This is a genomic window from Rhizobium etli CFN 42 (assembly GCF_000092045.1).
GTDB classification, from domain to species: domain Bacteria; phylum Pseudomonadota; class Alphaproteobacteria; order Rhizobiales; family Rhizobiaceae; genus Rhizobium; species Rhizobium etli.
This window is the reverse complement of the sequence record NC_007761.1, coordinates 2,380,720-2,401,972: the sequence shown is the minus strand read 5'-3', so window position 1 is coordinate 2,401,972 and position 21,253 is coordinate 2,380,720. Positions and strand designations below refer to the sequence as shown.

The following is a 21,253-nucleotide window of genomic DNA, read 5'->3' as shown; positions in this document are numbered from 1 at the left end:
GAAACCGGGCGGACGTCCGGTGACCGGTCAGGCGGCGCCGCGAACGGTGACGCCGTTTTCCTGGAGATGCTGCTGCAGTTCACCGGCCTGGAACATTTCCCGGACGATGTCGCAACCGCCGATGAACTCGCCCTTGATGTAAAGCTGCGGGATCGTCGGCCAATTGGAATAGTCCTTGATGCCCTGGCGGATTTCCGAATCGGCGAGCACATTGATGCCCTTGTAGTCGACGCCGATGTAATCCAGAATCTGCACGACCTGGCCGGAGAACCCGCACTGCGGAAACTGCGGGGTGCCCTTCATGAAGAGGACGACGTCGTTGCTCTTGATTTCGTTGTCGATGAATTCGTGAATGCCGCTCATGGGATCTGATCCTTTCAACAGGCGAGTTAAAGGCCCGCCGTTTCAATCGTTGCCTTTAGATAGCATGCGACGGCAGGAATTCCAGCCGCCCAAACCAAAAAAAGACCAATCTGGTCAGACCGCTTCGAGATTGTTGCCCTCGCGGTAAAGGGCAAGAGGCTATGCTTCAGCTGCGACGATGACGGCTGCGACCGGCGGCGGTGCGGCGCTTGCTGATCTGCTTGCGGGCGGGTTTGCGCTTGGCGGAGGTTGTTTTCCGTGCAGCTGCGGTCGTTGCGGCGGCACGTGTTTTGCGCCTACTGCGCTTCGTCCTCGTGCGGCGGGTCGTTTTCTTCAGGATTTCCTTCAGCACGCTGTCGACGACGCCGGATATCAATTCTTTTACGAGATCGGCCACAAAATCCCTCCGTTGACGGTGGAAACGACATGGCCGCTATTGAATTCCGGAAGAGTTCCGTTAGCAAGGCGGCCCAGACATCTAACTTGCGTTTTCGCCAATATAAGCGACCAGCAGCCGGATCGCAGCAACAAGCCGGCTGATTGCCCGGCCGGAAAAACGGAATGAAACTGATCGAGAAGCGGGTCGTCCTGCATTTTCCGGGCTTCGAGCCGCTTGACGGTCTTGCCCACAGGGCGCGCTATGAGCGCTCGGCAAGGCAAAGTGCCGCCGTCTGGAACTATTCTGTCGAAATCGGTGTGCCGGAAGCGGGGAGCGACCCGATCAGCTTTATGGTGACGACAGCGGCACAGGCAGCCGGCGAGGCGACGCCCGGGGCAGAGCCCGGTCCCTCCGGATGGCAGACGAAGAGCCGGATCCACCTGGTCGACCACGATGGGTTCGTGCGCAGGCTGCGCGGCGGCAACACACTGAGCCAGATAATCGCAGGCTTTCGAAGCTGCGCTCAGATCATGCTGGAAGGTGGCGTGCGGGGATATTTCCGCCACGCCTGGCGCTTCGGTCTGTTCTTCCTCTTCCCGTTCCTGCTGACGGCACTGGCGATCGCGCTAACGGTACAGATCGCCCTCATGCCCTATAGCCTTGGCTTTTCGCTATGGCACATGCTTTGGAGCGGACCGCTGGCGCTGTGCTTCTTCGCATTCGTCTTCCTGCCGTTTTCCGAGCGCTTCCACACCCTGCATCTCTTTGCCGATTGGGAAATGGCGGTGGCGCTCGGCCGCATGGACCGGGCCGAGTTCAATGACTGGCTGGAAGAGCGGGCGACTGCCGTGCGCCAGGCATTCACTGAAGAAGCCGATGAGTATGTGATCTCTTCGCACAGCATGGGATCGAGTGTCGCCGCCCATGTCATCGGCGTATTGCTTGAAAGGGAGCCGGAGATTTTCAGGGGCAAGCGCGTGGTGTTTGCCACGCTCGGCAGCGCCATTCTGCAATGCGCGCTTCTATCGTCGGCAAGCCTGCTTCGCGCCCGCGTCGGCCTGATCGCCCGCTGTCCGGAGATCTTCTGGCTCGACGTGCAATGCCTGACGGATTCGATCAATTTCTACAAGGTGCCTGTTGTTGCCGTCTCCGGCCATGCAGATGCGCCTCCGGCAAAGATTCTTCTTATCCGCGTCAAGCAGATGCTGACGAGCGAACATTACCGGAAGATCCGCAAGGACCAGCTGCGGGTCCATCGGCAATATGTGCTCGGCCCCGATCTCAAGGCGCCCTTTGACTTCACGCTGATGACGTCAGGACCGATGCCGGCCTCGGTCTTTGCCTCTCAGGAGCAGAACAAGCTGCCGGCTTGAAGGCTGGGCTCCTGCGGTGTTGACTGGTTACGATGCCGTTCTGATCCCGCCAAGGCCAGCATGCGCCCAAGAGCCGAGGATATTACGTTACGCCGCTCAAAATGGGGTGAGTGCGGCACCGTGGCCGGCCACGTCATGGTATCCTCCAGCACTTGCGTTCAGACGGCGTACGAAATCCGCAAAGAAGGCTGAGGCATGAATGGATCTTCGGTGCACGGCGATCGTCTGGGGAATTTCAGAGAACGCTCCCTCCACCAGCCGGAAGCCGGAAGTTCGCTTCGACCTCTGAACGAGGAACTCGGTCAATCCTGCAGCCGCGTCGCACCGCGACCCGACAAGAAGATCGATTGCAGCTGCCGGGCTGTCAGTATGCGAGACAGTGGCTTTTTCAAGAATACGCTCGAGCTGTTTCGTATAGGCGGCGCTTCTTGCGGAGGCTATCCGCACTCCTTCAGCATCGACGTCTCCGACCGTTCGAAACGCTGAACCCTCCGGCACCAAATAGGTCGCTCTGACGGAGATGTAGGGAGGTGAAAAGGAAAACCGGTCGGCTCTTGAGGGGTCCGAGGCAATAAAAGCAATGTCCCACTCGCCACGATCCGAAGCGGCGAGGATGTCCGCGGCTGAGCCGTATTGGATCAGCAACAGGCCGCGATCCAGTTGCTCGCCAATTTTGTGACCGATCTGAGCGCTTGGACCGACCAGGGCGCCGGCCTGATCATCCCAACGGACCAACGCCGCATTCGACATGTTGACGGCGGCCCGGATTACGCCCGCCGGCGCTATCTCGGACAGAACTTTCTCTCGGGTAGACATCGGCGCGAACTTCTAAGTTGCAAATCGGGCTGCGAGCGCCTCGGATCCTCTCGCGAGGAGGGCGATGTCTACGCCAACGGCGGTGAACGACGTCCCGAGCGAAATACAGCGGGCTGCAAACGTCTCGTCCGGCGTGAGGATGCCTGCCGGCTTTCCAAGAATTTTCAGGCGCCCGATCGCGTCTTCGATCGCCGCGACCACCTCGGGATGCCCCGGTTGACCGGGATGACCGAAGCTAGCTGCCAGATCGGCGGGGCCGATGAAGACGCCGTCGACGCCTTCGACCGTTGCGATGGCCTCTAGCCGACCGAGCGCCTCTCTGGTCTCGATCTGCAGAAGCAGGCAGATCTCCTGTTCGGCAATCCGCGCGTAGTTCGGTACCCGCCCGAAGCGGGTGGCGCGCGTCAAGGCGGAGACCCCGCGAACCCCGTGCGGCGGATACCGTATGGCGGCGACCGCTGCCTTCGCTTCCTCTTCGTTCTGCACATAGGGAACGAGGAGCGTCTGGACGCCAATATCCAAAAAGCGTTTGATCAGCACGGGATCGTTGCTTGCCGGGCGTACGACCGGAGAAACGTCGTAAGGCGCGACCGCCTGCAACTGCGGTAGGACGGTGAGGACGTCGCTTGGAGAGTGCTCGGTATCGAACAGCACCCAGTCGAAGCCCGCCGGCGCGACGATTTCTGCCGCGTAGCTTCCGGGAAGGCCGCACCAGAGACCGATCTGGCTTTTACCGGCTCTGAGTTTCCGTTTGAAGTGATTGACGGGAAGTTCCATCGGCGCCTCACACGAACGAGACGCCGATGGAGCCGACCGGACCATAGTCGGCTTGGATGACATCGCCCTTGACGATGTCCACGGGGCGGGTGAACGAGCCGGCAAGCACGATCTGGCCCTTCTTCAAGCCGCCTCCGACGGCATGGAGCTTGTTCACGAGCCAGGCGATACCCGCGGCCGGATGCCCCATTATAGCTGCGGAAACACCCGATTCCTCGATGATGCCGTTTTTCGAAAGCGTCGCGCCGACCCAGCGGATGTCAATATCCATGGGCCGGATAATGCGGCCGCCCACGACGATCGCTCCAAAGGCGGCGTTGTCGGCGATAGTATCGGTGATCGCTCTGGGCACCTCGGTTCGGTAGTCGATGATCTCAAGCGCAGGAACGACAAATTCAGTCGCGCGCATGACATCATAGATCCGAGCGCTTGGCCCCTCGAGATCTTCGCCCATTACGAAGGCGAGCTCGACTTCCAGACGAGGCTTGATGAAGAGCTCCGCCCTGATCTGCGCTCCGTCGTTATAGAGAGCGTCGTCGAGGATCACGCCGTAATCGGGCTCCGTCATTTTCGAGGCCATCTGCATCGCTCGCGATGTCAGTCCAATTTTATGACCCGCGATCCGTGCGCCGTTTGCAATCCGTGCCTGCGCCCAGAGCGCTTGTATCTTATATGCGTCTTCAAGTTCCAAATGCGGATATGTCTTGCTTGGCTGGACGATGGGCCTGCGTTCGGTTTCTGCCTTCAGCAGCGCGTCGGCTGCCGCCTGGCGTTCCTTTTCGGTAATCATAATTTAGCTCTGCTGATTTCGTTACTTGATCGGGGGACGCGGCAGGGTGGCCTCGCCCGGCTCCATGACGTAGGTGTAGTCGAGTGAAAACCACGGGCCAGTGACGTCCGTGTTGGACGGGTGCGGCTCGTCATGACGGACAAAGTCGCCTGTCAAAGCCGCGGTGACGCCGAACTGCACATCGGAATCAATGTTCGGATCGCTCGGGTCGAAGACCTGGGAGATGAGGGTTTTGTATCCCTCTTTGAAGATCAGGGCGTGCAGATGCGCAGGTCGGTAAGGGTGGCGGCCTTGGGCTCGGAGAAGCCGACCTACGACTCCGTCGACAGGGATGGGATAGCCCACCATCTTGACCGTTCTAAACCAGAACCGACCCTCGTCATCGGTGGTGAACTTGCCACGCAGGTTCATTTCCGCCTGATCAGGATCCTGGTTCTCGTAAAGGCCGACAGGAGAGGCGTGCCATACGTCGATCTCGGCGCCCTGGATGGGCTTACCTGCCCGATCAACCACCTTCGCGTGGACGAACAAGGGTGTTCCCGGCGTTTCCGACCTGACGATGGTTCCGCCGTTCTCGACCCGCGGAGAATTGAGCCGCCAGAAGGGCCCGAGCAGCGACTGTGATGTCTCGGTCTGCCCGTTGTCGCCGTTGTTGAGCAGGCACACAAGCGACGAGACGCCAAGGGATCCGGCCATGAGCACGAATTCATTGTGGCTGTCCGTCTGCAATTGCCCAATTTCGTTGAGGATGGCGGTCGCTTCGCGAAACTCGACTTCCGACAGCCTGACCTCCCGCACGAATGCGTGGAGGTGCTTCACCATTGCAACGAGGATATTCCGCAGCCGTGGATCCGCAGTGCGGTTCATCGCGGCGAGAACGGCGGGTGTCAACTCGCTCTCGGTTCTAATTACCATAAGGCTACCTCCCTGACGGGGTTCGACTATAATAATAATCGATTATCTGTCAAGCGGAGACCGAGCGCTCAATGCTCTTGGCAGAGGAGGAAGCGTGATTGATTTTGATTTAACGTATTGTAATTACATCATAAAATAGTTTTTGTCAGGACGCAGACATAGATATCTAGCGACTTCTCACGTATTCAAGTTGACAACAATAATCGTTTATCATATCGATTATCGAAACTTTGCGATCGCTTTTGGAGGAAAGATGGACTCGGCCGACGACAGCTCACTTGGGCCGTTGACAGAAGACGCACCGTCAGCCGGCTTCCTCGACGATGGCAAGAACACCATCGGCAGTCAGCTCGCATGGCGCCTTCGGGAGGCGATCATCTCCGGTGAACTGGAAGCGGGCAGCAAGATCAATCTCGACAAGGCGCGGAAGATTTTCAATGTCAGCCTGAGCCCGTTGCGGGAGGGTCTGGCCCGGCTCATTTCAGACGGTCTGGTCGAGTTTCAGGACAATAGAGGCTATCGCGTCGCGCCGATCTCCCTGGCTAATCTCGAAGAGGTCACCAGCCTACGCGAAGAACTCGAAGTGTTCGCGCTGCGTGAATCCATGCGTCTCGGAGACGTCGATTGGGAGGGCAACGTCATGCGTGCGCTTCATCGTCTAAACCGTACGGAGCGCGACGCCGCGCATCCTGAAACGCTGGAGCACTGGGAGGCGCTTCACCGCGAGTTCCACCTGACGCTGATCTCGGGCTGCGGGAAACCTCTGCTACTTCATTTTTGCAGTCTTCTGCTCAATCTCAACGACCGATATCGCCGCGTCTTCCTGATCCGTACGTCGGGCGATCGCAACGTCGGGCAGGAGCATAGCGAGATTGCCCAGGGCGCAGTCGCGCGTGATGCCGACTATGCCTGCGACAAGCTCCGCCAGCACATTCATCGCACCGGCACCAATCTGCGCAACCATCTCGCGACGAAGGGAATCGTGTGATGGCCGCCGCAACATCGAAATCGGCGCCCCCGATTGGTGTCGCGCACTTTTCATCGATATTGCTGCCTCCCGTGGAGTTTGCGAAGGCCGCAGCGCGCGCGGGGTTCTCCAGGATCGGGCTCAGGCTGCATCCGGCGTTCCCTGGTGCGCCCTACTACGAGTTGCCTGTCGGTGGTCCGGCTGCAGGCGAGCTGAAATTCGTGCTTGCCGGTGAGGGCGTCGAGGTTTTCGATATCGAGTTTTTCGTAATCGACCCCTCGTTCGACGCGTCGTCGATGGAGGCCATAGTCGCCGCGGCTGCGAATATTGGAGCACGCCGGCTCAGTGTCTGCGGAGATGATCCGGATCAATCCAGATTGGTATCGAACTTTTCGGATCTCTGCGGCCTTGCGGACCGCTACGGCTTGGCTGTCGATGTCGAGAACATGGGTTGGCGGGTGACGAGAACCTTCCAAGACAGCGTCAGTATTGTGAAGTCGAGTGGCGCCCGCAATGCCGGCGCCCTCGTGGACGGAGTACATTTCTTCAGGAATGGCGGCACGCTCGCCACGCTGGCGACCGAGATCCGCTGGGTAAAGCACGTTCAGTTGTGCGATGTCGCTGGACCGGCGCCGGTGACGACAGAGGAAATGATCGCTGAAGCTAGAGGCGGGCGGTTCGCGCCGGGAGAGGGCGAACTGCCGTTAAAGGAACTCATCGCAGCGTTCGATGGCTGCGCTGCGATCTCGGTTGAGGTGCCGCTCACGGGGTCCGCCCCGCCTGAGGCGCATTTGAAGAATCTGTACGACAAGGCCGAAGGATTATTCGGGCCGGATTGCTGATCCGGCGCCGGCGAGGCGTGAGTCGCGCCGGAGGGAGGAAGTCAACATATGGGTTATACGTTCGATTTTGGTGCGGTCTTCGACCGCGCCCCGGAATTGTTTTGGGGTTCGCTTGGGACGCTCGGTCTCGCGGTTGCCGGAATGATCCTTGCGCTCGCCATCGGTATTCTCGGCGTTGCTGCAAGAACATCCAAGAACAAACTCGTTCAATCTCCGGTAATTGCCTTCGTCGAGATTGTCCGAAACACACCGTTCCTGGTGCAGATATTCTTCATCTACTTCGCACTTCCGCTCATGGGCATCCGATTGAACCCCACCGCTACCGCTATTATCGCGCTGGGGATCAATGGCGGCGCTTATGCGATCGAGATTATTCGAGGCGGCGTGGAAAGCGTGAACAAGGGACAGGTTGAGGCAGGTTTCGCGTTGGGCTTGCACAAGGCCGATGTGTTCCGGCTGATCGTTCTGAAGCCGGCTCTGCGGGCGATTTATCCGTCCCTGACCAGCCAGTTCGTGATGCTGACCTTGACGACTTCGGTCTGCACTTCGATCGCCGCCTACGAGTTGACCTCTGCGGCCCAACGAATCGAATCCGACACTTTCCGAAGCTTCGAGGTCTATTTCAGCGTGACCGCAATCTACCTCGTAATCTCGAGCCTGATGATGGGCATCTTCGCCCTTATCTCCCGTTCCTACTTCAACTACCCGACCCGATAGGAGGCGTTCATGGGTCCCATCGGCGAAAACGAGCTGTTCTTCCTCTTGCAGGGTTTGAAGTGGACCGTGCTGCTGGCCTTCATCGGCTTCGTCGGAGGAGGTGTATTCGGAATCCTGATCGCTCTGGTGCGCACGTCGAAGAACCGCTTCGCACGTTTCGTATCGTCGGGTTACATCGCGCTCTTCCAGGGCACGCCGCTCCTGATGCAGCTCTTCGTCGTCTACTACGGCGTCGCGCTATTGGGCGTCGACGTCAATGCATGGATCGCTGTGGCAATCGCGTTCACCCTGCATGCAAGCGCCTTCCTGGGCGAGATCTGGCGCGGTTCGATCGAAGCCGTTCCGAAGGGCCAGACCGAAGCCGCGAACGCACTCGGGCTGCATTACATCTCCCGAATGAAGGACGTTGTCCTGCCACAGGCGCTGAAGATTTCGATGCCCGCAACCATCGGATTTCTCGTTCAGCTCATCAAGGGCACATCGCTTGCAGCAATTGTCGGCTTTATCGAGCTGACCCGTGCCGGACAGATCATTTCGAACCAGACCTACCGCCCACTGCTCGTCTTCGGGATCGTCGGAATGGTCTACTTCATCATTTGTTGGCCTCTCTCCCACATCGGGAGCGGCCTCGAAAAACGGATGGCGAGAGCCGTCCGCTAACCTTGCTTCGCCCGAAGCAAAGACCACAGAGGAGGAGAATGGAAATGCATAACAATCGCAGACAATTTCTTGGAATGGCCCTGGCTACGGCCGCCTTCGCCACAGTAGGCGCCGCAGTGGCTTCCGCGGCGACCGTCGAGGAGATCAAGGCCAAGGGCACGATCGTCGTCGGCATTCAGGGCGACAACGCGCCATGGGGCTTCGTCGACTCGAGCGGCAAGCAGGACGGGTTCGACGCCGATGTCGCGACACTCTTCGCCAAGGAACTCGGAGTTAAGGTCCAGTTCCAGCCGCTCGCCGTCGCCAATCGCATTCCGGCCCTGACCACCGGCAAGGTCGATATCTTGTTCGCCACGATGGCAATGACGGAAGAGCGCGCCAAATCGATCCAGTACAGCAAGCCATACGCGGCAAACACGATCTCGCTTTATGCGGCAAAGGCCGATACCGCGAAAACGCCTGCCGATGTTGCCGGGTGGGAAATCGGCGTGCCGAAGTCCAGCTCGCAGGACAAGGCCATTACCGATGCTGTGGGATCGACGGCCACCGTCCGCCGCTTCGACGACGACGCCTCTACCATTCAGGCGCTGGTCTCCGGACAGGTCAAGGCCGTTGGAGGCAACATGTTCTACGGACAGCGGCTGGATGCCGCCAGCCCAGGCACCTACGAGCGCAAGATCGACTTCCTTACGACTTACAATGGCGTCGGGACGCGACTGGGCGAGAAGGACTGGAACGAGGCCGTCAATGCCTTCCTCGACAAGATCAAGGCTAACGGCGAACTTGCAGCCATCACCAAGAAGTGGATGAAGATCGATCTGCCGACGTTCCCGGAAACCATCGCCAACATCCCGTTCACCGTCAAGTAAAGCATCCATGGAGGGCGCCGTGCTCAGTTCCGCTAAAGATCAGTCGACATTGATATCCCTCGAAAAGGTTGGGAAATGGTACGGCTCCTTCCATGCGTTGAAAAACATCAGCCTGTCGGTTCGCAAAGGTGAAAAGATCGTCCTTTGCGGGCCATCGGGTTCCGGCAAGTCGACGTTGATCCGCTGCATCAACGCTCTCGAGTTGATCGAGGAAGGCAGGATCGTCGTCGACGGGCAGTCGCTCGACGGCACGAGCAAGGCGGTTGACGCCATTCGGCGCGAAGTCGGGATGGTGTTCCAGAACTTCAATTTGTTCCCGCACATGACCGTGCTGCAGAACTGCGCGCTTGCGCCCATGAGGGTCCGCGGAACCAGCCGGGCCGACGCCGAGAGGCTGGCGAGAAAATACCTCGAACGGGTTCGAATCCTTGATCAGGCGGAGAAGTATCCCGCGCAACTCAGCGGTGGGCAGCAGCAGCGTGTCGCCATTGCCAGAGCCCTTTGCATGGAGCCCAAGGCGATGCTGTTCGACGAACCGACATCGGCGCTCGATCCGGAAATGGTCAAGGAAGTGCTGGATACGATGATCGGTCTCGCACGCGACGGCATGACCATGATCTGCGTCACGCATGAAATGGGCTTCGCCCGTCAGGTTGCAGACAGGGTCATCTTCATGGCTTCCGGCGAGATCATCGAAGAGGCCGAGCCCGGGGTCTTTTTCAAGTCTCCGAAGCATGAGCGCACCAAGGCTTTCCTTGGCGAGATCCTCGCACATCATTGAGCTGATTGGGTTATCGAAATGGATAACAACAAATTCCTCGTCGGTCTCATCGGGGCCGACATCCAGATGTCGAAGTCGCCCGCCCTGCACGAAACCGAGGCGTGGCACTTGGAGCTGGATTACCATTACGAACTCGTCGATTTCGCCGAGCGCGGTTTGCCCGCTTCTGCCCTGCCTGAATTGCTCGTAGAACTCGAAGACCGCGGCTTCGCAGGAAGCAACATTACGCACCCGTGCAAGCAGGCTGTGATCGCTCATCTTAGCAGCCTGTCCGAGGACGCCGAGATGCTCGGAGCAGTCAACACCGTCGTGCTTCGGGACGGGAAGCGGATCGGGCACAATACGGACTGGTATGGCTTCTACAAGAACTTCGAGCGCGGTATGCCCGGTGTCGCTAAAACTCATGCCGTCCTGCTCGGCGCAGGCGGCGCAGGGGTCGCCGTCGCGCATGCGGCCATCAAGCTCGGTATCAGGATGCTCTCGATCTTCGACCAGGACACAAATCGCGCCGCCGCGCTTGCCGATCAGCTCAACCGACGCTTTTCAAGAACCTGCGCGCAACCGGTCAGGGAAGTCGGTGCGGCGCTCGCTTCGGCCGACGGGTTGATTCACGCTACGCCGACGGGCATGCGAAGTCATCCGGGTCTTCCGATCGAACCGGAATGGCTTCATCCACGTCACTGGGTCGCCGATATCGTCTACATGCCGCTGGTGACGGAACTTCTGGCCCTGGCAGAGAAGAAGGGGTGCAGGACCTTGCCGGGCGGCGGCATGACCGTGTTCCAGGCTGCGGCGGCCTTTGAGCTGTTCACGGGTGTAAAGCCGGATGCGGATCGTATGTCGCGTCACTTCGAAGAATTGTGCCGAGCTCCAGCCTGACCAGGAGGACATGCCTTGCCGCACATCATCATCGACTACAGCCGAGGTGCTGCCGAACGGGTGGCGATCGACGAATTGACCAGAGCGGTCCACTGCCGGGTGCGCGACGGAGGCGTGGTGAAGCCCACTGCCGTGCGGACCTTCGCCAGGGAGGCGACCTTCTCCTGCGTCGGCGACGAGCATCCGGAAAATCACTTCATCCAGATAATCGTGCGCATGGCGCCTGGCCGGCCGGCAGAAACGAAGCGGGAGTTGTTGAAGGGGGTCCTCGAAGCTGCGCGCGCTGTCGCAGCCACCGCGCTGCAAGCAGGCCGGCTGGGGCTGCGGGCCGATCTTTACGAGTCCGATCCGAGTTTCGCATTCCAGGAAATAGCGTTCGCCTAAGCTTGGCAACGCCCTCACAAGGAGAATCGCAATGAGCCTGATCTACGTTCTTAATGGCCCAAACCTCAATTTGCTCGGCAAGCGTCAGCCTCACATCTATGGTCACGAGACGCTGGCCGATGTCGAGGCAGACTGCCGGAAACTGGCCTCGGAACTCGGCCACGAGATCCGTTTCCACCAGAGCAACCGTGAATATGAAATCATTGACTGGATCCACGAAGCGCGCGAAGACGGATCCGGTATCGTCATCAATCCGGCCGCATTCACGCACACATCGCTTGCGATCCTCGACGCCTTGAACACGTTCGAAGGTCCCGTGATCGAGATCCATATCTCCAACATGTATAAGCGCGAAAGCTTCCGTCATCATTCCTTCGTTTCCCACCGCGCCGACGGCATCATCACCGGTCTTGGTACGGAGGGCTATCGGCTCGGAATCCGCCGCGTCGCGACGATGCTCACGGCGCCGAAGAAGGACTGACAAATGGCTCCTCCGGTCAAACTGGCGGTCCTCGGCGCGGGACTTATCGGGAAGCGCCACATCAAACACGTGCTGGACGAAACGACGGCGGAGCTTGTCGCTGTCGTCGACCCGAGCCCGGTTGGACAGGCGATCGCCAGCGAGGTTGGCGTCAAATGGTTTTCGAACTTCGCTGAGATGGTCGCCGCAGCGCGCCCTGACGGCGTCATCATCGCGACGCCTAACCAGATCCACGTCAGAAATGGGTTTGAGGCCGTAGAGGCTGGCATCCCGGCATTGATCGAGAAGCCAATCGTCGACGATATTGCCGCTGGCGAGAGGCTCGTTGGGATGGCCGAGGCCAAAGGCGTTCCGCTGCTGACCGGACATCATCGCCGACATAATCCGATGATGCAAAAAGCTAAACAGATCATCGAAAGCGGAAAGCTCGGGCGAATATTGATCGTGAATGCAATGTTCTGGCTGTTCAAGCCGGAGGAATACTTCGACACTCCCTGGCGCCGCGAACGCGGCGCGGGACCAGTCTTTCTCAATCTGATCCACGACATCGACAACCTTCGCTACTTATTCGGGGATATCACGGCGGTCCAGGCGATCGAATCCAACGCAGTTCGCGGAAACGCCGTTGAGGAGACCGCGGTGATCCTCATCGAGTTCAAGAACGGAATTCTCGGCACTGCTTCCGTTTCGGATTCCGTCGTCGCGCCATGGAGTTGGGAGATGACGACTGGCGAAAACCCCGCTTACCCTAAAACTGAGGAGGCTTGCTACATGATCGGCGGCACCCACGGGTCGCTGTCAGTGCCGTCACTCAACATGTGGAGCAATCCGGGCAAAAGGAGCTGGATGGAACCGTTCGAATGTTATAGCGCCGAAGTCGAGAACGAGGATCCACTAATCCTGCAGATACGCCAGTTTTGCAGGGTCATCAGAGGCGAGGAAGCACCGTTGGTCAGCGGACGTGAGGGACTAGAAACCTTAAAGGTTATCGACGCAGTGAAGCGATCCGCCGCAGCGGGCCAGCGTATCAGCCTGATCTAAATGGTTGCGCGCCAGCTCGTCCAACGAGTCCGACATTGTCATAGGGAACCGCTTTGAATGAAACTGCCCGGCAGGAAGGAATCCTACCGCCCGGGCCTCTTTATTTCAAAGCTTCAACCGGCCGAAACCGGCATGTCAATCCGGGGCGGAGGTCTGCAGAGCGAGAGCGTGCAATAGGCCGCCCATGTTGCCCTTCAGCGCCTCGTAGACCATCTGGTGCTGCTGTACGCGGCTCTTGCCGCGGAAAGCTTCGGCGACGACTTCGGCGGCGTAGTGGTCGCCGTCGCCCGCCAGATCGCGGATCGTCACCTTGGCACCGGGAATCCCAGCCTTGATCATGTCTTCGATATCGCCGGGTTTCATGGCCATGATCGTTACTCCTTGCGCATTATTCCGCGGCGAGTTCGCCGCGGCCTTCCATGAAATCAGGGAACCACGATTCATGGGTATCGCGCAATTGCTGAATCGGCAGCGCAATGAGATCGCCGACGACGAGTGCATCTCCACCGACCGTGCCGAGGCGGCGGAAGGGGACGCCCGCGCCTTCCGCATTGGCGCAGACGAAATCCGCCACATCGGCCGGCACCGTCAGCACATAACGCGCCTGATCCTCGCCGAAGAGCAGCGCATGCGGCGCACCCTTGCATTCGTCGAGATCGATCGTCAGCCCCTTGCCGGATGCCATGGCCATTTCGGCCAGCGCGACGGCAAGGCCGCCCGATGAAATGTCGTGGCAGGCGGTCGCCTGACCGTTGCGGATGACGGAGCGGACGAAATCGCCGTTGCGACGCTCGGCGAAGAGATCCACTTCGGGGGCGGGACCTTCGCGGCTGTCGAGCACATCCCTGAGATAGACGGACTGGCCGAGATGACTGCCGTCGAGGCCGATCATGATCACCTTGTCGCCGTCATTGGCACTGCCGATGCGGGCCATTTTGCGCCAGTCCGGCAGCAGGCCGACGCCTGCAATCGTCGGCGTCGGCAGGATGGCGACGCCGTTGGTCTCATTGTAGAGCGAGACGTTGCCTGACACGATCGGGAAGTCGAGTGCGCGGCAGGCCTCGCCGATGCCCTTCACCGCCTGAACGAACTGGCCCATGATCTCCGGCTTTTCGGGATTGCCGAAGTTGAGATTGTCGGTGGCGGCGAGCGGCTCTGCACCGGTCGCAGTGATGTTGCGCCAGCACTCGGCGACCGCCTGCTTGCCGCCTTCGAAGGGATCGGCCTCGACATAACGCGGTGTGACGTCGGAGGAGAAGGCAAGCGCCTTGCTCTTGTGGCCATCGACGCGCACGACGCCGGCGTCGCCGCCCGGAAGCTGCAGCGAATTGCCCTGGATCAGCGTGTCATATTGCTCATAGACCCAGCGCCGGCTCGACTGGTTGGCCGAGCCGACGAGTTGCAGCAGCGCCTGGCCGTAATTCTTGGGTGCGGCGACGAGATTGGCGGGCAGGGGCGCGGGCTTACCGCATTCGCGCCATGGGCGATCATATTCCGGCGCCTGGTCGCCGAGATCCTTGATCGGCAGATTGGCGACTTCTTCGCCCTGATGGACGACGCGAAAGCGCAGGTCGTCGGTCGTCTTGCCGACGATGGCGAAATCGAGGCCCCATTTGACGAAGATCGCCTTGGCCTGCTCTTCCTTCTCCGGCTGCAGCACCATGAGCATGCGCTCCTGACTTTCCGACAGCATCATCTCATAGGCGGTCATCCGCTCTTCGCGCACCGGCACCTTGTCGAGTTCCAGGAGAATGCCGAGATCGCCCTTGGCGCCCATTTCGACGGCCGAGCAGGTGAGGCCGGCAGCCCCCATGTCCTGGATGGCGATGACGGCGCCGGTCTGCATCAGCTCGAGGCAGGCTTCGAGCAGGCATTTTTCGGTGAAGGGATCGCCGACCTGAACGGTCGGGCGCTTTTCTTCGATCGATTCGTCGAATTCGGCCGAGGCCATCGTCGCGCCGCCGACGCCGTCGCGGCCGGTCTTGGCGCCGAGATAGACGACCGGAAGGCCGACGCCCTTGGCCTCGGAGAGGAAGATGGCGTTCGATTTCGCGATGCCGGCGGCAAAGGCGTTGACCAGGATATTGCCGTTGTAGCGGGCATCGAACTCGACTTCGCCCCCGACCGTCGGCACGCCGAAGGAATTGCCGTAGCCGCCGACGCCGGAGACGACGCCGGAGACGAGATGGCGGGTCTTCGGGTGATCCGGCTCACCGAAGCGCAGCGCGTTCATCGCGGCGATCGGCCGCGCGCCCATGGTGAAGACGTCGCGAAGGATGCCGCCGACACCGGTCGCGGCACCCTGGTAAGGCTCGATATAGGAGGGGTGGTTGTGGCTCTCCATCTTGAAGACGACGCAATCGCCGTCATCGATATCGACCACGCCGGCATTCTCGCCAGGCCCCTGGATGACGCGCGGCCCCTTTGTCGGCAGCGTGCGCAGCCATTTCTTCGAGGATTTGTAAGAGCAGTGCTCATTCCACATGGCCGAGAAGATGCCGAGCTCGGTGAAGGTCGGCTCGCGGCCGATCAAATCCAGAATGCGCTGGTACTCGTCCGGTTTCAGACCGTGGCCTGCAATGAGTTCCGGCGTGATCGGGATGGTGTTTGAAATGGTCATGAGCGGAAAGTCCCTGGCGCGTTTTGCGCTGTCTTTAGCTTATGTAGCGGCGGCGCGCGACAGAAAAAAGCCCACCGTCAACACACTGAACCGACCTCCGAAGTTGGACACCCAACTTCGGGGGTCAGTTCACAGGGGCGGGCAGGCTTTTCTCGTAAAGGCGGCAATCGCTCAGAACTTGTAGCCGATCTGGATGCCGGCGCGCGTCATGCCGTCGTTCGGGCCGTCGCAGAGATCGGCATGAGAGGAGTGGGCGATCTGGGCCATCACGTTCCAATTGCGGGTGAAACGGTAGCCGGCGCCGACATATTCGTGGAACAGGACGCGGCAGCCGAGTTCCGGGCCGTCATCATTGTCGTCCAGGTCGCCGGTATGGATGACGCCGCCAAAGCCGGCTTCGGCAAAGATCTTCTCGCTGAGATCGACCGTCCAGGTGAAGCCCGTGAAGAATTGCGTTGCTTCACCCGAGGTGCCGATCGAAGTGCCGAGATGGACGCGGGGATGCAACAGCTGTTGCTGCCAGCCGACAGCCTCTTCATATCCGAAAGGATCGAAGAGCGCGGTAATCTCCGGAAAGACGCCATCTTCGCCGGCACGGCCCGATTGCACCGAGGCAGAGGCCCCGAAACGCAATTCATCGAATATCCGCTCGCCCGCATTGGCCGAACCCGCCATCGAGGTGGCGGCTACGGCCGCCACTGATGCCAGCCCCAAGAAGCGTAACACGATCTTTCCGAACTCGACCCTCATCTGCCGTCCTTTGATTCGCACCAAGCGGGAATGACAAAGAGGTAGCACGGGGGTCGGAGCGGTAAAGCGCTCTCGTCAGGCGTGTGCGTTTTTTCGGAATTATGGCGTGTATTTGCAACAGGTCATATTTCGCCGTCATAGGCGGAACCGCCATTTTCCAGCAGCCGGCGCAGGATCATCAGGCCTGCGGTCAATTCCTGGCCCGTTTTGGGTGAGGAGAAGCCAATGCGAATGCGGTAGTAGGTTTTCTCGCTGCGAGCCGCCTTGAATTCGTCTTCGTCATCGACCAGCACGCCGTCGCGAAAGGCGGCATTCTTGAAGGTGCCGGACATCCAGGGCTCCGGCAGTTTCAGCCAGAGGAAGGGAGCATGCGGGTGCGACGCGAAGTCGAAACCCTGCAGATGCTCGCGGGCGAGGTGGGCACGCCGGGAGAGTTCCCCGATAACTTCCCTGCGGATCTCGTGCGCCCGGCCGCTTTCGACCAGGCGGGCACAGGTCTCTGCCAGGATGAAAGGCAGGCCGCCGGTGACCATCCTGTGCGTTACCTTGATGCGCTGGGCAAAATGCGGCGGGCAGGCGACCCAGCCGCCGCGCACGCCGGCGGCGACCGATTTCGACAGGCCGTTGACCAGGAAAGTGCGGTCAGGCGCAAGCGCGGCGATGAGCGGCGTTTCATCGTCGGCCATGCCGCCGTAGAGGTCGTCCTCGATCAGCCAGACGCTGTGCTTTCTGGCAATTGCGGCAATTGTTGCGCGCCGCTCATAGGGCATGACCGTCACTGTCGGATTATGGACGGTCGGCATCAGGAAGGCGATCTTCGGATGCTGCTGCTGGCAGAGCCGTTCGAAATCGTCGGGAAGGACGCCGAATTCGTCCGAATCGACCGTCACCGTGCGGCGGCCGAGAAGACGGGCGCTGCGGCTGACCTGGGTGTAGGTCAGATTTTCGAAGACGATCTTGTCGCCCGGCGCCGAGACAGCGGCAATAACGGCGACCGCCGCGGCATGGGCGCCGAGCGTCGGCACGATGTTTTCGACCTCCGGTGTCCAGCCGCTGCGGGCAAGCCAGCGGCGGCCGGCGTCGAACCAGTTCCGCGGAAAACTACGGGAATAGGAGGAAATCTCGGTGAGATGCTGTTCACCGATCTCGGCGAGGATGGCTGCTATGATTTTGCCCTGGCCGAGGTCGGGGGCGGCTGTCGTATCGAAACGGATCTTGTCGGCGGGTGCGTCCTGAAAGCGAGTGCCGCCGAGTGAGACGGCCAGTGGATCGGTTTGTTCGCCGGGCGGCGTCTCTGCTCGGTTCAGCACATAGGTGCCGCGGCCAACCTCGCCGGCAACCAGGCCGCGCTCGTGCACCAGCGCGTAGGCGCGGCCGATCGTGCCGATCGTCACGCCGATATCATAGGCAAGATTGCGCTGCGGCGGCAATTTGCTGCCGGCGGGCAGAGCGCCGCTCGCAATGGCGGATTCGATGCTGTCGGCAAGCCGGAGATAGACCGGCCCGGAGCCGCGGGAAAGATCTGGAAGCCAATTTGTCATGGTGACAATTGCTTATATTGTCACCATGACTCTGTCAATATTAAGAGTCTATTCCACGGACGAGCCGAGAGGATTCCTGGAATGTCTGCATTGCCTGAAATAAATACGCCAATTGTGCCGATTGTCTCTTACGAGGACAGGCGCGTCATCCTTCCGAGCCCGCCTGCCGAGGCGACGACGCATCTCGGACGGATCTGGGCCGCCATTCGTCTCTGGCATCAGAAGCGGGAGGGCCGGCGGGCGCTCAGGGAGCTTACGGCGGCGGGACTCAAGGATATCGGGGTATCGCAGTCCGAAGCCGCACGCGAAATCAGCAAGTCATTTTTCTGGGACTGACGCTGCGGATGAGCGCAGCGATCAATTGCAGGCCCTGTTGCCGCCCGACCAGCGATTCACGTCGGCGGCGATGCGGCCGGCGACAGGCTCCGACATCATCGGACCAAAGGCCTGCAGATGGGCAGGGCTTCCCTCGGCCTGGACCACGAGCAGCGGCCGGCTCTCCGGGCTGCCCTTGTGGACGAGCAGGATGCGCGGCCGACCGGAGAAGGAATTGAGTTCCGGAGCGAGCTTATAGGCTGCAAAGGCCGGATCGCCTGATTTGAACCAGCAGGCATTGGCGCCGAGCGCTACACGCTCCATCGTCGGCAATGCCGCCCGGTTTGGACCTGTTGCCGGTGCCGGCGATTGGCAGGCCGCCACAATGGTTGCCAGACCAGTCAACAAAGCGGCGTTTGCGACAGAGAGGCGTGGGCGCATTGATCTTGCTCCAGTGATCCGGATGAAGGTCTTCTCGGCTGCATGCCGTCGCCCGCGGTAGGCCTGGGGCGGCATGGCTGAGGTGGGGTCAGGCGGCGACGACGTCGAGCGCCGAGGCGAAGAGGCCCCGGCCATCCGAACCGCCATGGGCGGCCTCGATCAGGTTTTCGGGATGCGGCATCATGCCGAGCACATTGCCCTTTTCGTTCATCACGCCGGCAATGTCGTTGATCGAACCGTTCGGATTGGTGCCCTCGGCATAACGGAACAGCACCTGACCATTGCCCTCGATCTTCGCCAGCGTCGCTTCGTCGGCAAAATAATTGCCGTCGTGGTGGGCGACAGGGCAGCGGATGACCTGCCCTTGCGCATAGGCGCGGGTAAAATCCGTCTCGGCATTGACGACTTTGAGCTTGATCTCGCGGCAGACGAATTTCAGCGAGGCGTTACGCATCAGCGCGCCCGGCAGCAGGCCCGCTTCGACGAGGATCTGGAAGCCGTTGCAGACGCCGAGCACCTTCACGCCCTTTGCGGCCTTGTCGATGATCGCCTGCATGACCGGCATGCGGGCAGCGATCGCGCCGCAGCGCAGATAATCGCCATAGGAGAAGCCGCCGGGGATGACGATCAGGTCAACGTCGGGGATTTCCGTCTCCGTCTGCCAGATCGTCACCGGTTGGTGACCCGAGATCTTGGTGAGAGCGGCGATCATGTCGCGATCGCGGTTGAGGCCCGGAAGTTGAACGACGGCTGATTTCATAGGGTCCCCGCATTTCGCGAAAGATATTGGACTGGAACGCTCTCGGCGAGCCATACTCCATTGTCCGCGACAAAGAAAGAATGGCCTTCTGAAAACATGGCGGCTGCGTCGACACGCAGAATGATATAGTCGCCCTTGCGGCGCACGGCGACAATTTTCGCCGTATCGATGTCGGCCGACAGATGGACGTGGTGCCGCTCCATCTTCTTCAGGCCTTCGCGCGCGATCGACGGCCAGTTCGTGAGTGACGTGCCGTGAAAGAGAACTGCCGGCGGTTCCACCGGGGTCAATGCCAGATCAACCTCGACACTGTGGCCCTGGTTGGCGCGGATCCTGTTATCGACAAGCGTGAAGCGTTTCTTCGGACTGTTGTCGATGATCTCGACGATATCGGCGCGGGAGACGCCGTATTTCGACGTCAGCACCTTTTCGAGATCATCGAACGATACCCAACCCTCGGCATCAAGCGTCAAGCCTGCGGCATCTGGCGCATGGCGCAAAACATAGCTCATGAATTTCGAGACTTCCGTCTCCAGCTTTGCCTTCAGCATGACGCTCAATCCATAAGACCCGCCGGATGACGGGCAGGTCTGCAATGGTCAGTCGATCGCGATCGCGTAATTCTCGATAACCGTGTTGGCGAGTAGTTTTTCGCACATCGCCTTGAGGTCTGCCTCGGCCATGGCCTTGTCGGCGCCTTCGAGCTCCAGGTCGAAGACCTTGCCTTGCCTTACATGGCCGACGCCCGAAAAGCCGAGGGCGCCGAGCGCGCCTTCAATGGCCTTGCCCTGCGGATCGAGAACGCCGTTTTTCAGCGTGACGGTGACACGAGCCTTGATCACTTTGTCTTTCCTGCCTTACTTGACGAGAACCGGGCCGGTGCCGCGCACAGGCTCGTTTTCATTGATGATGCCGAGACGACGTGCGACTTCGGAATAGGCTTCGAGCAAGCCGCCGAGATCGCGGCGGAAGCGGTCCTTGTCCATCTTCTCGCGGGTTTCGATATCCCAGAGCCGGCAGCTGTCGGGCGAGATTTCGTCCGCGAGGATGATCCGCATCATGTCGCCTTCGAAGAGCCGGCCGCACTCGATCTTGAAGTCGACGAGCTGGATGCCGACACCCAGGAAGAGGCCGGTCATGAAATCGTTGACGCGGATGGCAAGGGCCATGATGTCGTCGAGCTCGGCCGGATTGGCCCAGCCGAAAGCGGTGATATGCTCTTCGGAGACCATCGGATCGTCGAGCGCATCGGATTTGTAGTAGAATTCGATGATCGAGCGCGGCAGGACAACGCCTTCCTCGATGCCGAGGCGCTTGGCAAGCGAACCGGCGGCGACATTGCGCACGACGATCTCCAGCGGGATCATCTCCACTTCCCTGATCAACTGCTCGCGCATGTTGAGCCGGCGGATGAAATGGGTCGGGATGCCGATCTTGTTCAGATGGCTGAAAATATATTCGGAAATGCGGTTGTTGAGGACGCCCTTGCCGTCGATGACTTCGTGTTTCTTCTTATTGAAGGCGGTGGCATCGTCCTTGAAGAACTGGATCAAGGTGCCCGGCTCCGGACCCTCATACAGAATCTTTGCCTTGCCCTCGTAGATACGGCGGCGACGGTTCATCTTGGTCATTCTCTGTTGTTGGCGCTCTTGGGATAGCGCGAGTGGATCGATCTCGTGGCGTCCCCTTAAAGGAAAAGAGAGTGTTTCACAATCCGCCTGTCGCTCCTTCCCCGGTTTCCGGATTTCGTGGCCCCGGTTTCCGGATTTCATGGCTCGGTTTCCCGATTTTA

At 60.1% G+C, this 21,253-nt stretch carries 27 protein-coding genes; 12 read left to right on the top strand and 15 right to left on the bottom strand.

All coding sequences use genetic code 11. The features are described 5' to 3' along the window. Positions 1-27 precede the first annotated feature (27 nt). Positions 28-363 (bottom strand): Grx4 family monothiol glutaredoxin, encoded by a 336-nt coding sequence (grxD, locus tag RHE_RS11775; RefSeq protein WP_011425564.1) that lies wholly within the window; start codon positions 361-363, stop codon positions 28-30. Positions 364-529: 166 nt separating this feature from the next. Continuing rightward, a complete protein-coding gene (locus RHE_RS11770) occupies positions 530-760 on the bottom strand; it encodes a hypothetical protein (protein WP_042118542.1) in 231 nt (76 codons plus the stop codon). Between the two features lie 164 nt (positions 761-924). On the opposite strand from RHE_RS11770, the gene RHE_RS11765 reads away from it, so the two are divergent. Beyond that, positions 925-2,115: a hypothetical protein gene (locus tag RHE_RS11765; protein ID WP_011425562.1), complete on the top strand. Its 1,191-nt coding sequence runs from the start codon at positions 925-927 to the stop codon at positions 2,113-2,115. A 96-nt stretch (positions 2,116-2,211) separates the two neighbouring features. Here RHE_RS11765 and RHE_RS11760 read toward each other — a convergent pair whose 3' ends face one another. The 4 genes from RHE_RS11760 to RHE_RS11745 are packed head-to-tail and all read right to left on the bottom strand — an operon-like array spanning position 2,212 to position 5,413. Then, entirely contained in the window at positions 2,212-2,931 is a 720-nt protein-coding gene (locus RHE_RS11760; RefSeq protein WP_011425561.1) for a transporter substrate-binding domain-containing protein, read from the bottom strand. Positions 2,932-2,943: 12 nt separating this feature from the next. Further along, positions 2,944-3,708 carry a 4-hydroxy-2-oxoheptanedioate aldolase gene (gene hpaI, locus RHE_RS11755; protein WP_011425560.1) on the bottom strand — a complete coding sequence of 255 codons (765 nt, stop codon included), beginning with the start codon at positions 3,706-3,708 and terminating at the stop codon, positions 2,944-2,946. Between the two features lie 7 nt (positions 3,709-3,715). Continuing rightward, positions 3,716-4,498, bottom strand: a complete 783-nt coding sequence (gene hpaH, locus RHE_RS11750; protein ID WP_011425559.1) for a 2-oxo-hept-4-ene-1,7-dioate hydratase — start codon at positions 4,496-4,498, stop codon at positions 3,716-3,718. 21 nt (positions 4,499-4,519) lie between these two features. Further along, positions 4,520-5,413, bottom strand: a complete 894-nt coding sequence (locus RHE_RS11745) for an intradiol ring-cleavage dioxygenase (RefSeq protein ID WP_011425558.1) — start codon at positions 5,411-5,413, stop codon at positions 4,520-4,522. 253 nt (positions 5,414-5,666) lie between these two features. Here RHE_RS11745 and RHE_RS11740 point away from each other — a divergent pair, with 253 nt between their 5' ends. From RHE_RS11740 to RHE_RS11695, 10 genes are read left to right on the top strand one after another with little or no spacing between them, the layout of a single operon-like run. Continuing rightward, positions 5,667-6,401, top strand: a complete 735-nt coding sequence (locus RHE_RS11740) for a GntR family transcriptional regulator (RefSeq protein ID WP_011425557.1) — start codon at positions 5,667-5,669, stop codon at positions 6,399-6,401. Further along, a complete protein-coding gene (locus RHE_RS11735) occupies positions 6,401-7,222 on the top strand; it encodes a sugar phosphate isomerase/epimerase family protein (protein WP_011425556.1) in 822 nt (273 codons plus the stop codon). The genes RHE_RS11740 and RHE_RS11735 overlap by 1 nt, the downstream gene beginning before the upstream one ends. A gap of 48 nt (positions 7,223-7,270) precedes the next feature. Beyond that, positions 7,271-7,939: an amino acid ABC transporter permease gene (locus RHE_RS11730; protein ID WP_011425555.1), complete on the top strand. Its 669-nt coding sequence runs from the start codon at positions 7,271-7,273 to the stop codon at positions 7,937-7,939. 9 nt (positions 7,940-7,948) lie between these two features. Then, entirely contained in the window at positions 7,949-8,599 is a 651-nt protein-coding gene (locus RHE_RS11725) for an amino acid ABC transporter permease (RefSeq protein WP_011425554.1), read from the top strand. Positions 8,600-8,643: 44 nt separating this feature from the next. After that, complete coding sequence (locus RHE_RS11720) at positions 8,644-9,468, top strand: transporter substrate-binding domain-containing protein (protein WP_011425553.1); 825 nt, start codon at positions 8,644-8,646, stop codon at positions 9,466-9,468. 7 nt (positions 9,469-9,475) lie between these two features. Then, complete coding sequence (locus RHE_RS11715) at positions 9,476-10,249, top strand: amino acid ABC transporter ATP-binding protein (protein ID WP_011425552.1); 774 nt, start codon at positions 9,476-9,478, stop codon at positions 10,247-10,249. 18 nt (positions 10,250-10,267) lie between these two features. Next, on the top strand, positions 10,268-11,128 hold the full coding sequence (locus RHE_RS11710) for a shikimate dehydrogenase (protein ID WP_011425551.1): 861 nt from the start codon (positions 10,268-10,270) through the stop codon (positions 11,126-11,128). Between the two features lie 15 nt (positions 11,129-11,143). Continuing rightward, positions 11,144-11,512 carry a 5-carboxymethyl-2-hydroxymuconate Delta-isomerase gene (locus RHE_RS11705; protein ID WP_011425550.1) on the top strand — a complete coding sequence of 123 codons (369 nt, stop codon included), beginning with the start codon at positions 11,144-11,146 and terminating at the stop codon, positions 11,510-11,512. 31 nt (positions 11,513-11,543) lie between these two features. Beyond that, entirely contained in the window at positions 11,544-11,993 is a 450-nt protein-coding gene (gene aroQ / locus RHE_RS11700) for a type II 3-dehydroquinate dehydratase (RefSeq protein WP_011425549.1), read from the top strand. Positions 11,994-11,996: 3 nt separating this feature from the next. After that, positions 11,997-13,034 (top strand): Gfo/Idh/MocA family protein, encoded by a 1,038-nt coding sequence (locus RHE_RS11695; protein ID WP_011425548.1) that lies wholly within the window; start codon positions 11,997-11,999, stop codon positions 13,032-13,034. Between the two features lie 135 nt (positions 13,035-13,169). On the opposite strand, the gene RHE_RS11690 is transcribed toward RHE_RS11695, so the two are convergent. The 4 genes from RHE_RS11690 to RHE_RS11675 form a co-directional block, all read right to left on the bottom strand. Further along, positions 13,170-13,403: a BolA/IbaG family iron-sulfur metabolism protein gene (locus tag RHE_RS11690; RefSeq protein WP_011425547.1), complete on the bottom strand. Its 234-nt coding sequence runs from the start codon at positions 13,401-13,403 to the stop codon at positions 13,170-13,172. A gap of 19 nt (positions 13,404-13,422) precedes the next feature. Then, on the bottom strand, positions 13,423-15,654 hold the full coding sequence (purL, locus tag RHE_RS11685; RefSeq protein ID WP_011425546.1) for a phosphoribosylformylglycinamidine synthase subunit PurL: 2,232 nt from the start codon (positions 15,652-15,654) through the stop codon (positions 13,423-13,425). A gap of 171 nt (positions 15,655-15,825) precedes the next feature. Then, positions 15,826-16,404, bottom strand: a complete 579-nt coding sequence (locus RHE_RS11680) for an acyloxyacyl hydrolase (protein WP_011425545.1) — start codon at positions 16,402-16,404, stop codon at positions 15,826-15,828. Between the two features lie 122 nt (positions 16,405-16,526). Next, entirely contained in the window at positions 16,527-17,945 is a 1,419-nt protein-coding gene (locus RHE_RS11675; protein WP_011425544.1) for an aminotransferase-like domain-containing protein, read from the bottom strand. A gap of 81 nt (positions 17,946-18,026) precedes the next feature. On the opposite strand from RHE_RS11675, the gene RHE_RS11670 reads away from it, so the two are divergent. Continuing rightward, a complete protein-coding gene (locus tag RHE_RS11670; protein ID WP_011425543.1) occupies positions 18,027-18,281 on the top strand; it encodes a DUF1127 domain-containing protein in 255 nt (84 codons plus the stop codon). 21 nt (positions 18,282-18,302) lie between these two features. Here the strand turns inward: RHE_RS11670 and RHE_RS11665 are convergent, their stop codons facing one another. The 5 genes from RHE_RS11665 to purC all read right to left on the bottom strand — a co-directional run bounded on the left by RHE_RS11665 (position 18,303) and on the right by purC (position 21,083). After that, complete coding sequence (locus RHE_RS11665) at positions 18,303-18,701, bottom strand: hypothetical protein (protein WP_011425542.1); 399 nt, start codon at positions 18,699-18,701, stop codon at positions 18,303-18,305. An 88-nt stretch (positions 18,702-18,789) separates the two neighbouring features. Further along, positions 18,790-19,461 carry a phosphoribosylformylglycinamidine synthase subunit PurQ gene (gene purQ, locus RHE_RS11660; RefSeq protein ID WP_011425541.1) on the bottom strand — a complete coding sequence of 224 codons (672 nt, stop codon included), beginning with the start codon at positions 19,459-19,461 and terminating at the stop codon, positions 18,790-18,792. Further along, on the bottom strand, positions 19,458-20,012 hold the full coding sequence (locus RHE_RS11655; RefSeq protein WP_042118537.1) for an RNA 2'-phosphotransferase: 555 nt from the start codon (positions 20,010-20,012) through the stop codon (positions 19,458-19,460). Before RHE_RS11655 ends, purQ begins: the two co-directional genes overlap by 4 nt. Positions 20,013-20,060: 48 nt before the next feature. Next, positions 20,061-20,303 carry a phosphoribosylformylglycinamidine synthase subunit PurS gene (gene purS, locus RHE_RS11650; RefSeq protein WP_011425539.1) on the bottom strand — a complete coding sequence of 81 codons (243 nt, stop codon included), beginning with the start codon at positions 20,301-20,303 and terminating at the stop codon, positions 20,061-20,063. 15 nt (positions 20,304-20,318) lie between these two features. Next, positions 20,319-21,083, bottom strand: a complete 765-nt coding sequence (gene purC / locus RHE_RS11645; protein ID WP_011425538.1) for a phosphoribosylaminoimidazolesuccinocarboxamide synthase — start codon at positions 21,081-21,083, stop codon at positions 20,319-20,321. Positions 21,084-21,253: the final 170 nt, after the last annotated feature.

Bases quoted from the DNA above. Each gene is read 5' to 3' on its own strand.
- grxD (WP_011425564.1), bottom strand. From the start codon at position 363: ATGAGCGGCATTCACGAATTCATCGACAACGAAATCAAGAGCAACGAC.
- RHE_RS11765 (WP_011425562.1), top strand. From the start codon at position 925: ATGAAACTGATCGAGAAGCGGGTCGTCCTGCATTTTCCGGGCTTCGAG.
- RHE_RS11760 (WP_011425561.1), bottom strand. From the start codon at position 2,931: ATGTCTACCCGAGAGAAAGTTCTGTCCGAGATAGCGCCGGCGGGCGTA.
- hpaI (WP_011425560.1), bottom strand. From the start codon at position 3,708: ATGGAACTTCCCGTCAATCACTTCAAACGGAAACTCAGAGCCGGTAAA.
- hpaH (WP_011425559.1), bottom strand. From the start codon at position 4,498: ATGATTACCGAAAAGGAACGCCAGGCGGCAGCCGACGCGCTGCTGAAG.
- RHE_RS11745 (WP_011425558.1), bottom strand. From the start codon at position 5,413: ATGGTAATTAGAACCGAGAGCGAGTTGACACCCGCCGTTCTCGCCGCG.
- RHE_RS11740 (WP_011425557.1), top strand. From the start codon at position 5,667: ATGGACTCGGCCGACGACAGCTCACTTGGGCCGTTGACAGAAGACGCA.
- RHE_RS11735 (WP_011425556.1), top strand. From the start codon at position 6,401: ATGGCCGCCGCAACATCGAAATCGGCGCCCCCGATTGGTGTCGCGCAC.
- RHE_RS11730 (WP_011425555.1), top strand. From the start codon at position 7,271: ATGGGTTATACGTTCGATTTTGGTGCGGTCTTCGACCGCGCCCCGGAA.
- RHE_RS11725 (WP_011425554.1), top strand. From the start codon at position 7,949: ATGGGTCCCATCGGCGAAAACGAGCTGTTCTTCCTCTTGCAGGGTTTG.
- RHE_RS11720 (WP_011425553.1), top strand. From the start codon at position 8,644: ATGCATAACAATCGCAGACAATTTCTTGGAATGGCCCTGGCTACGGCC.
- RHE_RS11715 (WP_011425552.1), top strand. From the start codon at position 9,476: ATGGAGGGCGCCGTGCTCAGTTCCGCTAAAGATCAGTCGACATTGATA.
- RHE_RS11710 (WP_011425551.1), top strand. From the start codon at position 10,268: ATGGATAACAACAAATTCCTCGTCGGTCTCATCGGGGCCGACATCCAG.
- aroQ (WP_011425549.1), top strand. From the start codon at position 11,544: ATGAGCCTGATCTACGTTCTTAATGGCCCAAACCTCAATTTGCTCGGC.
- RHE_RS11695 (WP_011425548.1), top strand. From the start codon at position 11,997: ATGGCTCCTCCGGTCAAACTGGCGGTCCTCGGCGCGGGACTTATCGGG.
- RHE_RS11690 (WP_011425547.1), bottom strand. From the start codon at position 13,403: ATGGCCATGAAACCCGGCGATATCGAAGACATGATCAAGGCTGGGATT.
- purL (WP_011425546.1), bottom strand. From the start codon at position 15,654: ATGACCATTTCAAACACCATCCCGATCACGCCGGAACTCATTGCAGGC.
- RHE_RS11680 (WP_011425545.1), bottom strand. From the start codon at position 16,404: ATGAGGGTCGAGTTCGGAAAGATCGTGTTACGCTTCTTGGGGCTGGCA.
- RHE_RS11675 (WP_011425544.1), bottom strand. From the start codon at position 17,945: ATGACAAATTGGCTTCCAGATCTTTCCCGCGGCTCCGGGCCGGTCTAT.
- RHE_RS11670 (WP_011425543.1), top strand. From the start codon at position 18,027: ATGTCTGCATTGCCTGAAATAAATACGCCAATTGTGCCGATTGTCTCT.
- RHE_RS11665 (WP_011425542.1), bottom strand. From the start codon at position 18,701: ATGCGCCCACGCCTCTCTGTCGCAAACGCCGCTTTGTTGACTGGTCTG.
- purQ (WP_011425541.1), bottom strand. From the start codon at position 19,461: ATGAAATCAGCCGTCGTTCAACTTCCGGGCCTCAACCGCGATCGCGAC.
- RHE_RS11655 (WP_042118537.1), bottom strand. From the start codon at position 20,012: ATGCTGAAGGCAAAGCTGGAGACGGAAGTCTCGAAATTCATGAGCTAT.
- purC (WP_011425538.1), bottom strand. From the start codon at position 21,083: ATGAACCGTCGCCGCCGTATCTACGAGGGCAAGGCAAAGATTCTGTAT.